The organism is Micromonospora sp. 4G55 (assembly GCF_016803375.1).
On the sequence record NZ_JAEVHN010000149.1, the window covers coordinates 1 to 11639 of the forward strand.

General features: G+C 73.9%; 12 protein-coding genes and 4 pseudogenes. 7 read left to right on the forward strand and 9 right to left on the reverse strand.

Going from position 1 to position 11639, the window contains the following annotated elements; all coding sequences use genetic code 11:
* Positions 1–715, forward strand: a 715-nt coding sequence (locus tag JNW89_RS14810) for an SDR family NAD(P)-dependent oxidoreductase (protein ID WP_238449378.1), incomplete at its 5' end; no start/stop codon positions are given.
* 6 nt (positions 716–721) lie between these two features.
* On the opposite strand, the gene JNW89_RS14815 is transcribed toward JNW89_RS14810, so the two are convergent.
* On the reverse strand, positions 722–1540 hold the full coding sequence (locus JNW89_RS14815) for a hypothetical protein (RefSeq protein WP_238449379.1): 819 nt from the start codon (positions 1538–1540) through the stop codon (positions 722–724).
* A gap of 139 nt (positions 1541–1679) precedes the next feature.
* On the opposite strand from JNW89_RS14815, the pseudogene JNW89_RS14820 reads away from it, so the two are divergent.
* From JNW89_RS14820 to JNW89_RS14830, 3 genes and pseudogenes are all read left to right on the forward strand, one after another.
* Positions 1680–2446, forward strand: a pseudogene (locus JNW89_RS14820) (glycerophosphodiester phosphodiesterase).
* A gap of 15 nt (positions 2447–2461) precedes the next feature.
* Positions 2462–3849 (forward strand): annotated as a pseudogene (locus JNW89_RS14825) (MFS transporter).
* Positions 3850–3891: 42 nt separating this feature from the next.
* Positions 3892–4608, forward strand: coding sequence for a thymidine kinase (locus JNW89_RS14830; RefSeq protein ID WP_375155096.1), 717 nt, complete (start codon positions 3892–3894; stop codon positions 4606–4608).
* Here the strand turns inward: JNW89_RS14830 and JNW89_RS14835 are convergent.
* A complete protein-coding gene (locus JNW89_RS14835) occupies positions 4605–5063 on the reverse strand; it encodes a hypothetical protein (protein WP_238449380.1) in 459 nt (152 codons plus the stop codon). The genes JNW89_RS14830 and JNW89_RS14835 overlap by 4 nt on opposite strands.
* 211 nt (positions 5064–5274) lie before the next feature.
* Between JNW89_RS14835 and JNW89_RS14840 the strand changes: the two genes are divergently transcribed.
* Positions 5275–5712: a DUF6194 family protein gene (locus tag JNW89_RS14840; RefSeq protein WP_238449381.1), complete on the forward strand. Its 438-nt coding sequence runs from the start codon at positions 5275–5277 to the stop codon at positions 5710–5712.
* A gap of 66 nt (positions 5713–5778) precedes the next feature.
* A pseudogene (locus tag JNW89_RS14845) lies at positions 5779–6128 on the forward strand (VOC family protein).
* 55 nt (positions 6129–6183) lie between these two features.
* Here the strand turns inward: JNW89_RS14845 and JNW89_RS14850 are convergent.
* The gene (locus JNW89_RS14850; RefSeq protein ID WP_238449383.1) at positions 6184–7029 is read right to left on the reverse strand and encodes an LLM class flavin-dependent oxidoreductase; all 846 of its coding nucleotides are present in this window, start codon (positions 7027–7029) and stop codon (positions 6184–6186) included.
* A gap of 50 nt (positions 7030–7079) precedes the next feature.
* The gene (locus tag JNW89_RS14855) at positions 7080–8078 is read right to left on the reverse strand and encodes a tyrosine-type recombinase/integrase (protein ID WP_238449384.1); all 999 of its coding nucleotides are present in this window, start codon (positions 8076–8078) and stop codon (positions 7080–7082) included.
* Positions 8079–8159: 81 nt separating this feature from the next.
* Between JNW89_RS14855 and JNW89_RS14860 the strand changes: the two genes are divergently transcribed.
* Positions 8160–9173 (forward strand): YafY family protein, encoded by a 1014-nt coding sequence (locus JNW89_RS14860; protein WP_238449385.1) that lies wholly within the window; start codon positions 8160–8162, stop codon positions 9171–9173.
* Here the strand turns inward: JNW89_RS14860 and JNW89_RS14865 are convergent.
* From JNW89_RS14865 to JNW89_RS14885, 5 genes and pseudogenes are all read right to left on the reverse strand, one after another.
* Positions 9163–9593: pseudogene (locus JNW89_RS14865) on the reverse strand (Hsp20/alpha crystallin family protein). The gene JNW89_RS14860 and the pseudogene JNW89_RS14865 sit on opposite strands and share 11 nt — an antisense overlap.
* Positions 9594–9667: 74 nt before the next feature.
* Entirely contained in the window at positions 9668–10189 is a 522-nt protein-coding gene (locus JNW89_RS14870) for a GNAT family N-acetyltransferase (RefSeq protein ID WP_238449386.1), read from the reverse strand.
* Between the two features lie 109 nt (positions 10190–10298).
* Positions 10299–10712 (reverse strand): DUF6069 family protein, encoded by a 414-nt coding sequence (locus JNW89_RS14875; protein WP_238449387.1) that lies wholly within the window; start codon positions 10710–10712, stop codon positions 10299–10301.
* Between the two features lie 75 nt (positions 10713–10787).
* Positions 10788–11255, reverse strand: a complete 468-nt coding sequence (locus JNW89_RS14880) for a MarR family winged helix-turn-helix transcriptional regulator (protein WP_154936930.1) — start codon at positions 11253–11255, stop codon at positions 10788–10790.
* 51 nt (positions 11256–11306) lie between these two features.
* The coding region (locus JNW89_RS14885) for a DUF2087 domain-containing protein (RefSeq protein ID WP_238449388.1) at positions 11307–11639 on the reverse strand (333 nt) is incomplete at its 5' end.

Here is an 11639-nt window from a genome sequence, read left to right on the forward strand (position 1 = left end):
GCGCGAGGCCGCCGACGCCGCCGGGGTCGCCGACCTGATCGACGTACGCCGGCTCGACGTCACCGACCCCGACGCGGCCGCCGCCGCCGTGGCGGAGACCGTGGCCGCGTACGGGCGGCTCGACGCGGTGGTCAACAACGCCGGCGCCGGGCACGTCGGCACCCTGGAACAGGAGACCGTCGACGACGTACGGGCCGTCATGGAGGTCAACTTCTTCGGGGTGCTGCACGTCAGCCGGGCCGCGCTGCCGCACCTGCGGGCCTGTCGGGGCCGGCTGGTCACCGTCACCAGCGTCGGTGGAGTGGTCGGTCAGCCGTTCAACGAGGCGTACTGCGCGGCGAAGTTCGCCGTGGAGGGGTTCATGGAGTCCCTCGCGCCGGTCGCGGCGGGCGTCGGGGTGACCGTCGCCGTGATCGAGCCGGGCGCGGTGGCCAGCGAGTTCGTCGCCAACGTCGGCGTCGACCGGGACCGGGCGATCGAGCGGGCCGGGGTGTACGGGCCGGCGCTGCGCGCGTACCTCGACCGCAGCGCCGGGGCCTTCGCGGCGGCGCAGTCCCCGGCCGACGCCGCCACCGTCGTCGTCGCGGCCGTCACCGGGCCGACCCCGTCGCCGCGCACGCAGACCTCCACGACGGCGCGGGAGTTCGTCCGGGTGAAACTGGCCGACCTCGCCGGGACGGCGGTCACCGACCTGACCTCCGGCTGGCTGCGCTGACCCGCCCTAGCCGGCGGCCAGGAAGCGGCGCAGCGAGGTGCCCAGCGCCGCCACGAACCCCTCCCGCACCTCGGCGGCGACCAGGTCCAGCGACAGGTACGGGTTGAGGTCCTCCAGCTCCACCAGCAGCAGCGCCCCGTCGACGTGCGGCAGGCGTCCACCCGCTGCACGCCGTGGGCCAGGGTGTTCCAGCGCACGAAGCGGCGGGCGAAGTCCAGGTCCGCCCCGGTGGGCGCGTACGGCGCCAGCGCCCAGCGCCGCCGCGGGTCGGGGGCGTGCAGGGCGTACTGGAAGGCGTCGTCGACGAAGTAGAAGGACACCTCGTACCGGAAGGGCACCCGCGGCTGGATCAGTGACTGTCCGTCGACCGCCTCGGCGAGCCGGTCGCGCGCGACGAACCGCAGGCCGACGGAGTCCGCGCCGGCGACCGGCTTGACCACGTACTCGTCGGTCGGCGCAGCCGGTCGACGTCGCGAGCCGGTCGACGGTCGGGATCACCGGCTCGCCGGCGGCGGTCAGCTCCACCAGGTACCGCTTGCCCGCCATGTCGCCCCGGCCGGTCAGCGGGTTGTACACCCGCACGCCCCCGGCCAGCGCGGCCGCGCGGAACGCCTGGTACGCCTCCCGGTAGGCCAGGACCGGGCCGCTGTTGCGGACCACGACCGCGTCGAAGCGGTCCATCAGGGCGGCCGCGTCGCGGGGATGGCACAGCGCCAGGTCGAAGTCCTCGCGCAGCCGGGAGGTCAGGAAGACGTCCTCGTCGCCGTAGCGGCGGCCCTGCGCCGGGTAGGCCAGGTCGGTGACGAACAGGATGCTGGGCCGCACGCGTCTCCCCCGCCTCACGCCGGTCGCGGCGGGTGCGCCGCGACGTCGCAGGGCACCGTACCGGGTGGCCGGCACCGGCGACCCGGGTGCTCGCCGGCCGGTCACCTGCGGGCCACCGGGGCGAGGCATACTGCGCTGCGTGCTGACCCGATCCGGCTACCTCGACGCGCCCGCGCCGCTGGCCTTCGCCCACCGCGGCGGGGCCGCCGAGGGCGACGAGAACACCGTCGAGGCGTTCGCCCGGGCCGTCGGCCTCGGCTACCGGTACGTCGAGACCGACGTGCACGGCACCGCCGACGGGGTGGCCGTGGTCTTCCACGACGCCACCCTGGAGCGGGTCACCGGGGAGCGGGGACGCATCGCCGACCTGCGCTGGGCCGACCTGGCGTCGGTACGCGTCGCCGGGGCGGCGGTCGTACCCCGGCTCGACGAGGTCCTGGCCGCGTGGCCGCGGGTGCGGTTCAACGTCGACGTGAAGGCCGACGGCGCGGTTGCGCCGACGGTCGAGACGGTGACCCGGGCGGGCGCGGCCGGTCGGGTGCTGCTGGCGTCGTTCAGCGACGCCCGGTTGATCCGGCTGCGGGCCCTGACCGAGGGTCGGATCGCGACCAGCCTCGGCATGCGCGGGGTGGCCCGGCTGCGGCTGGCGTCGCTGCACGGGTGGCGGCTGCGGCTGCGCCGTCGGTGGTGGCCGCGCAGGTGCCGCCGCGCTACGGGCGGGTGCCGGTGGTGGACCGGCGGTTCCTCGCCTACTGCCACCGGTTGGGGTTGCAGGTGCACGTCTGGACGATCGACGAACCTGCCGAGATGCACGACTTACTTGATCTTGGGGTGGATGGCATCATGACCGATCACGTCGGCGTGCTGCGCGACGTCTACCGCAGCCGCGGCCACTGGGCCGCCTGAACACCGAGGAACCCCATGGCCGAGACCGTCACCCCCGCGGTGCAGGACCCACCGCCGGCGAGCACCCGCCGGGAACGTCGCGGCTGGTACCTCTACGACTGGGCCAACTCGGCGTTCCAGACCACCGTCATCACGGTCTTCCTCGGCCCGTTCCTCACCACCGTCACCGAACTGGCGGCCGGCTGCAAACTCGGCGCGGACAGCTGCGAGGGGTACGTGCACCCGCTGGGCATCCGGGTCGCCGCCGGCTCCTACTACCCGTACCTGATCTCGCTGTCGGTGTTCCTCACCGTCTTCGTGCTGCCGGTGGTCGGGGCGATCGCCGACCGGTCGACGCACAAGAAGCGGCTGCTCGCCGGCGCGGCGTTCACCGGCGCGGGGGCCACCATCGCGATGGCCTTCGTCACCGGCGAGCGGTACCTGCTCGGCGGCGCGCTGTTCCTCGTCGCCAACATCGCCTTCGGGGCGGCCGTGGTCGTCTACAACTCGTTCCTGCCGCAGCTCGGCGGCCCGGACGAACGCGACGCCATCTCCAGCCGGGGCTGGGCCATCGGCTACCTCGGCGGCGGCGTGCTGCTGGCGCTGAACCTGCTCGCGGTGAGGTCGCTCGGCGAGGAGGGCAACCCCCAGCGCACCCTGGACCTGGCCCGCTGGTCCATCGTGTCGGCCGGCGTGTGGTGGGCGGTGTTCACCCTGGTGCCGCTGCGCTGGCTGCGCGAACGCCCCACCGCCGCGGCGCTGGCCGGTGGCGGCAACGTGCTCACCGACGGCTTCCGCCAGCTCGGCCGGACCCTGCGCGAGGTCAAGGCGTACCCGCTGACGCTCTTCTTCCTGCTCGCCTTCCTGGTCTACAACGACGGCATCCAGACCGTGATCACCCTCGCCAGCCAGTACGGCACCGAGGAGCTGGGGCTGGAGCAGGACACCCTGATCGTGACGATCCTGCTGGTCCAGTTCCTCGCCTTCGGCGGGGCGCTCGCCCTGGGCGCGCTGGCCCGGCGCATCGGCGCGTGGAAGACGGTGCTGCTCTCCCTGGTGCTCTGGATCGGCGTGATCATCGCCGCGTTCCGGCTGCCCGCCGAGGCGCCGCTGCCGTTCATGGCGCTCGGCGGGGCGATCGGTCTGGTCCTCGGCGGCAGCCAGGCGCTGAGCCGGTCACTGTTCAGCCAGCTCATTCCCACCGGCAAGGAGGGCGAGTACTACGGCTTCTACGAGATCAGCGACAAGGGCACCAGCTGGCTCGGGCCGCTCGCCTTCGGGCTGGTGTTCCAGCTCACCGCCTCCTACCGGGTGGGCCTGGTCTCACTGCTGATCTTCTTCGTGCTGGGCTTCGCGCTGCTGGCCGCGTGCCGATCCGCCGGGCCATCCTCGCGGCCGGCAACACCCCACCCAAGGTGCTCTGACCGGCCGGATCGGGGCAGCTCGATGGACTAGGCTGCCCCGACGTGACCGACGACGCCGCTGCCGCCCCGACCTGCCTGGCCCGCCCGCTCCCCGGCCCGGACGACAGCCGCACCGGCTGCGCCGCCGCCCGGGGCGTCGACGGGCGGCCGTTGCACGCCGCCGCGCTGAAGTTCTTCTGGGGGCCGATGGACTGCGGCAAGTCCACCATGGCGTTGCAGATGAACTACAACCACGCCCGGCAGGGCCGCCGCGGGCTGGTCACCACCCGCATCGACCGGTCGCTGGGCCCGCAGGTCACCAGCCGCATCGGCCTGGCCCACTCCGCCGTCGAGGTCACCGACTCGCTCGACCTGCGCACGCTGGTCCGCGACACCTGGGCCGAGGGGGTCCGAGTCGACTACCTGATCTGCGACGAGGCGTCCTTCTACAACGTCGAGCACGTCGAGCAGATGGCCGAGCTGGTCGACGGCTACGACGTCGACGTGTACGCCTTCGGACTGGCCACCGACTTCCGGTCCTGCCTCTTTCCCGCCGCGCAGCGGCTGTTCGAGCTGGCCGACGAGGTGGCCCGGATCCAGATCGAGGTGCTCTGCTGGTGCGGCCGGGAGGGCCTGCTCAACGCCCGGGTGGTCGACGGGCGGGTGGTCCGCGAGGGCGCGCAGGTCGTCATCGGCGACACCGCGGACAGCGCCGAGGTGCGCTACCAGGTGCTGTGCCGGCGGCACTATCGCTCGGGCGACCTGGGCCCGCGCTCCTAGAACGGGTCCCCGCAGACCCGCCACTCGCCGTCCTCCTTCACCACCGGCAGCCGGCGCTCCTCGGCGGCCCCACCCTCGCGGGTGACGCGGACGGTCACCTCACCGATCGGGCGGCCCGCCTTGGTGCGCACCGACACGTCCAGGATCTCGTAGCCGCTGACCACCGGCGGGGTCTTCACCCAGCCGGCGAAGCCGACCTCGCTCCACCGGCCGCGGGCCTGGTCGCAGAGCCGGTCGTACGCCCGGTCGACCTCGCCGGCGGACAGCTCCCGGAAGAACCCGTCGGCGGTCTCCCGCACCGGGCCGCCGGCCTGCAGCACCACCTGCGCGTTCCAGGCGCCCAGCCCGGCCACGCCGATCAGGCACAGCGCCATCGTCAGGCCGCCCAGCAGCAGACCGGTGCGCACCGGCCGGTGCCGCCGGACCGGTCGGGTCCACGCCTGCTCACCGCCCATCACCTGCGACCGTATGCGCAGCGTCCGGTCCGCGCAGGAACATCGCCCCTGTCCCATTCGCCACGGCATGCCGCTGCGTTCCTGGCTGGCGCGCCACCTCGGCCCGGCCGGACGGCGTACGGGTTACCACCGCAGTTGAGGGTTGAGCCGGGATTCGCGCGCAAACCCCGGCTCAAGTTTCACAGGGAGCTTCAATGAAAAAATTGAAGCCATGGACGCCGACGACATGAAGCGACACATCTGCGACTCGTTCGAGGGGGTCACCGCCGTCGACGGCGGTGGCGACACGTTCCTGGTCTACGACCCGCTCGGTGACCTGCCCGCCGACCGGTGGCTGCCGTTCGCCACGATCGTGACCGGCGACCACTACGACACCGCCTCGGCGTTGGACCGGCCGGGGGCGTGGCGGCTCAACATCGGGCTGACCCGGGCGCGGTACCTGTCGTTGTTCCCGACGCCGCCGGCCGGCGTGGACCATACCCGCGCCGACACGCTGCTGCCGCACCCGGTCTACGCCCGGCAGCACTGGGTGTGCGTGGTCGACCCCGGCCCGGCGACCCGGGACCTGGTCTCGGAACTGCTCGCCGACGCGTACGACTTCGCCGTCCGCAAGCACGCCAACCAGCGCCGCCGCCGTCCCGCCGACTGAACCTGCCAGAAGATGTCAGGTACCTGCGGCAGGCTGCCGGTCATGACAGTCACCGCCGACCTCGCCATGGTCAACCTGGACAGTTCCGACCCGGCCGCGCACGCCGACTTCTACCATCGCGTCCTCGGGTGGGAGATCACCCACAGCGAAGCCGACTACGCCATGATCAGCAGGCCCGACGGCGTCTCGATCGGGTTCGGCCGGGTGACGGCTACCAGCCGCCGCGCTGGCCCGACGAGACCGCCGCCAAGCGCTACCACCTCGACCTGTACGTCGACGACCTGACCGTCGCGGAGAAGGAGTTCGTGGCGGCGGGCGCGACGAAGCCCGAGTTCCAGCCCGGCGACGGGCGCTGGGTGGTGCTGCTCGACCCGGTGGGCCAGCCGTTCTGCATCTGCCCCCGCCCGCAGGGCTGACGCACCGTCCCGCCGGGTCGGGGGCCCGGCCGGGACGTCCTCTCCCGTCGCGTGCTCAGCGCAGTGGGCCACGGGCGACCGCCGCCCGCATCCGCTCGGGATCACCGGCCGGGACGTACTCCAGCCACCAGGTGGCGCCGGCGCTGGCCAGCTCGGCCAGGTAGGCGCGCTCGGCCCGTTCGTCGGCCCGGCGGCGACGGCCACCGATCGCCACGTCGAAGGGCGCGCCGTCGGCCCGGGTCGCCGGCAGCGCGGCAACCAGGTCGCGCACCTCGTCGGGAGTGAAGTCGGACCAGCCGTCGGTGTCGGTGAGCTTGTAGGGCACGATCCCGTCCGCCCGGGCCGCCCGGCGCAGCACCGCCTTGGCCTGGGTGCTGCCGCCGACCCACACCGGCACCCGCGGTGACTGCACCGGCGGCGGCCGCAGCGTCACCCCGTCGGCTCGGTAGTGCCGCCCCACGTGCGTGACCCGCTCCCCGCCGAGCAGGTCGACCAGCACCTCCAGGCCCTCGTCGAGCATCGCGGCCCGCAGGCGCAGATCGGTGGGCTCGCCGAACGCCGCCCACCCCCGGTCGGCCGGGTCGCCGACGCCGACCGCCACACCGGCCCGGCCGCCGGAGAGGTGGTCGAGGGTGAGGACTTCGCGGGCCAGCTTCGCCGGCCGCCGCCGGGGCAGCCCGGTGACAGCGGTGCCCAACCGGATCCGCCCGGTCCGCCCGGCGATCGCCGCCAGCAGCAGCCACGGATCGTAGGTGGGCGGGTCGTCGCCGGCGTGGTGGATCAGGTAGTCCTCCAGGAACACCCCGTCCCAGCCGGAGCGTTCGGCCAGCTCGCCGAGCTCGACCAGCAGGGCTGCGGTCAGGCCCGGCCCGCCGCAGCAGATCTCCAGTCCGTGTCGCATCCCCGCACCGTATGAGCGGGGACCGACACGCGCTCGGCGCGGACGACCGGTCAGCCGCGGCGGCGGGCCCGCGCCGCCCAGATCGCGTACGCCGGGTCCCGGTCGAGGTTGTGCCGGTCCCGGTCGTAGCGGCGGGTGGTGCGCGGGTCGGCGTGGCCCATGGCGTCCTGCACGTCCTCCAGCGGCACGCCCTCGGCGCGAGCGGTGGTGGCGAAGGCGTGCCGCAGCGAGTGCGGCGACAGCTTCGCGGCCGCCGGAATGCCGGCCGCCATGGCCAACCGGCGGACCAGCCGGAACACCGAGTGCCGGTCGAGTCGACCACCGGTGGCGGTGGCCAGCAGCGGGCCGGTGAGCTGCTCCACGCCCACCCCCTGCGCGGCCGCCCGGTCGGCCAGGTACGCGTCCACGGCGTACGCGGTGCCGGGGGTCAGTGCCCGACGGCGTGGCTTGCCGCCCTTACCGACGAACCGCACGCTGCGGTGCCCCCGCTCGGCGCCCAGGTCGTCGAGGTTCAGCGAGACCAGCTCGCCCACCCGCAGGCCGAGGTCGGCGAGCAGGGCGATGGCGGCCCGGTTGCGGGCGGCGGTCGGGCCGGTGTCGGTGTCGGCGGCGGCCAGCAACGCGTCCACCTCCTCGGGGGTGAGCCCGACGGTGGCCGAGTGGTCCCGGTCGACGCGCGGCCGGTCGGCGCCGGAGACCGGGTTCGCCTCCACCGCCCGCAGCTTGACCAGGAACTCGTACCAGCTGGAGAGCGCGGAGAGCTTGCGAGCCACGGTCGCTGGGGTCAGCGGCCGGCCGGTCCGCGCGCCCAGGGTGGCCTCCAGGTCGCGGCCGTAGGCGTTGACGTCGAGGAAGTTGGCGTGCAGCGGGTCCAGTTCACGGGCGGCGCACCAGGCCAGCCAGCCGCCGATGTCGCGCCGGTACGCGGTGCGGGTGTGCTCGGACAGCCGCCGGTTGCGCAGCCACGCCTCGGTGAAGTCGACCGGCCCGCTCGGCAGGGCGGGCCGGGCCGAGGCGCGGGGCAGGACCGGGGCGTCAGAACGCAGCATGTGAAAAAGGCTCTCAGCCTCGGCGGCCAATGACCATGAGGCGCGCCCGAGCGGATCCGTGGCGCGCGCTACCGTCGTCGGGTGCGCGCCAGCCGGCTGGTTTCCCTGCTGCTGCTCCTGCAGGCCCGGGGGCGGATGACCGCCCAGGAACTCGCCGAGGCGCTGGAGGTCTCGGTGCGTACCGTCTACCGCGACGTCGAGGCGCTCGGCGCCTCCGGCGTCCCGGTGTACGCCGACCGGGGCCCGGCCGGCGGCTACCGGCTGCTCGGCGGCTACCGCACCCGGCTGACCGGGATGACCTCCGACGAGGCGGCGGCACTGTTCCTGGCCGGGGTCCCCGGGCCGGCCGCGGAGCTGGGCCTGGGCGCGGTCCTCACCGCGGCCGAGTTGAAGCTGCGCGCCGCCCTGCCGCCGAACCTGGCGGAGCAGGGTGACCGGATCCGGCAGCGGTTCCACCTGGACGCGCCCGGCTGGTTCCGGGACCCGGAACCCACCCCGCACCTGACCGCGCTGGCCGAGGCGATCTGGGAGCAGCGCCTGGTCGATCTCCGTTACCAGCGGTGGAAGCGCCCCCGCAAGGTGAGCCGGGTGCTGGCGCCGCTGGGCGTGGTGCTCAAGGCCGGCCGCTGGTACCTGGTGGCCCGGGCCGGAGAGCAGGTCCGCACCTACCGGGTCGCGGCCGTCCTGGCGCTGACCGTGCGCGACGAGCGGTTCGACCGGCCCGCCGACTTCGACCTGGTCGCGTTCTGGCGCGAGTGGACCGACCGGTACGAGCGCGGCGTCTACCGCGACGAGGCGCGGGTGCGGGTCACGGCCGCGGCGCTGGAGTTCATGGCGTACGTCTTCCCGCCGGCGATGAGCCGGGCGGCCCAGGCGGCGGCGGGCGCGCCGGACGCGCAGGGCTGGCTGCACACGACGGTGCCGATCGAGTCGGTGCGGCACGGGCACACCGAGCTGCTGAAGCTGGGCGCGCAGGTCGAGGTGCTCGCCCCGGCGGAGCTGCGGGAGCTGATGGCGGCCAGCGCCCACGCGATGGCCGCCATCTATCCGGCGCCGGCGGAGCAGTCCACCGGCGGTTCCACCGTCACGAGGTGAGCTGCTTGTGCCCGTTGCCGCTGCTGCCGGCGGTGACGGTGACCCGGCGCGGCTTGGCGCGCTCCGCGATCGGGATGCGCAGCGTCAGCACGCCGTTGTCGTACCCGGCCTCGAGGCGGTCGGCGTCGAGGGTGTCGCCGAGGAACAGCTGCCGGGTGAAGGTGCCCATCGGACGTTCGGCGGCGACCAGCTCGACGTTGTCGCCGGTGGGGCGGCGCGCTCGGCGCGGACGGTCAGCACGTTGCGCTCGACGGTGCAGTCGATGCTGTCGGGGTCGACGCCGGGCAGGTCGAACGCGGCGTAGAAGTGGTCGCCGTCGCGGTAGGCGTCCAGGTGCATGACGGCGGGGCGGCTGGTGGTGCCGAACAGCTGCTCGGCGAGCCGGTCGATCTCACGGAACGGGTCGGTACGCATCAGCATGGTCGTGCCTCCTCGGTTCTCCTGGCCGAAGGTGTCGTAGTTGAGTCCGTACGACTCAACTTCCACTTCTCTATTTAGCGCGCCGCGCGCCCGGCGTCAACTCCGCAGAGGACCTTCTCGAACCAGTGCTCGGCGTACACGTCGTCGTTGTAGGCGGGGATCTCGAGGTAGCCGTGCCGGGCGTACAGGGCGCGGGCCTCGACGAGGTCGGCGCGGGTGTCCAGCCGGATCCGGTCGGCCCCGAGCGTCCGGGCGTACCGCTCGGCGCCGGCCAGCAGCGCGGCGCCGCCGCCGTGGCCCCGGTGTGCGGGGTGGACGAAGACCCGGGTCAGTTCCGCCCAGTCGGGCCGCAGCCGCAGCCCGGCACAGCCGGCGGGTCGGCCGTCGCGGTACGCCACCAGCAGCAGCCCGGTCGGCGGGACGAGGTCATCGCTGGGTGACTCGACCATCGCCGCCTCGACCTCGCCGGGCCGGAGGGGCCGACGGTGGTAGCGGCGGACGATCTCCTCGAAGTACCCCCACAGCAGGTCCGCCGCGTCGGGGTCGGCGGGCCGGGCCGGCATCAGCGTCCAGGTGCTCGGGTCAGTGGTGCACACCCGTCGATCCTCGCGCCCAGGTCAACGCAATTCCGCCGACGACGGGACCGGCCGGGCGCGCGACGGCGCGTCCCCGGGAGCGGGGACGGCCGCCGTCAGCCGTCGATCGTCAGTGGGCGCGCCGTGGCAGGAAGGCGATCAGCACCGCGGCGACCGCCAGGTGCATCGTCCCCAGCATCACCTTGGCGCCGGTGGTGGCCTCGGTGGCGACGACGGGGACGAGGGAGAGCAGGGCGATCAGCACCGCGAGCGCGATCCAGACGACGGTGGCCCGTCGGCCGGCGAAGCGCTCCAGCAGGACCAGTCCGGCCCAGCCCACCAGCGCCGAGCCGAGGGAGAAGAGGATGACCGGCGCGAGGTTGACGACGAACGCCGGCTGCCCGGGATTCTCGACGGTGTAGTCGACCCCGGCGAGCGCGCCCACGGTCCAGAGCACGACGCAGGTCAGGACGGTGACGGCCACGCCCAGGGCGCGGCGGCGCAGGGACGGGGTCGTGGCGGTGGGATGCGCGGTCGCGGTCATGCGTGCTCCTCGGTCAGGGAACCAGACAGGTGCGACCGTACCAGATAGTTTTGCTCGGAACTATCCTGCTCGGGACTAGCAGGCGGGGCGGACGCCGCAGGCCCCGCCGCCGGCGAGCCGGCCGCCGACCAGGGCGCTGATCGAGCGCAGGAACACGGCGCGGTCGGCCTCGGGCAGGGTGGCCAGCACGTCCTGCTGGATCCGGCCGGCGATCTCCTGCGCCTCGTCGAGGACCTTCTCCCCCTCCGGGGTGACCTCGACCAGCCGCGCCCGCCGGTCGCTCGGCGAGGGCAGGCGTCGGGCCAGGCCCGCGCCCTCCAACTGGTCCAGGGTCACCACCATGGTGGTCTTGTCGATCCCGCACAGCTCGCCGATCTGCCGCTGGGTGAGCCCCCCGGGCCGCGCCTTGAGCAGCACGCAGTGCGCGCGCGGGGAGATGCCCAGCCGGGCCAGGCCGGCGGCGTGCTCCGCCATCAGCGCGTGACTCGCCCAGGAGAGCAGGAACATCAGGTCGGGTGAGCCACCGGGCGAGCGCGAGGTCATGCCCCGAGGCTAACAACACCGTCCGGCACCAGATGGTTTGCGCCCGGACGGTCACGGCCCGATGCGCCAGTAGATCCCCTGCTCACGGGCGAGCAACTGCTCGTCCACCAGATGACGACGCAGGGTCACGTGATCCGAGCCGCCGCCGTCGCACCAGCGCCGCAGGATCTCGTCGACCGCCCGTTCCGGGTAGCGCACGCCCGTCTCGAACACGGCCACGAGGTGGGCCAGCAGCACCCGTCGCCGGCCGCGCTGCGCCGGCAGCCGCACCACCACCCCGTCGCGCAGGAACGTGCGCAGCACCCGATCCGCCGGTTCCTCCGCGCGCGTCCGGTGCCGGCGTCCGCGCGGCCTCCCGGAACCGGTCGGCGTCGACCCGCAGGC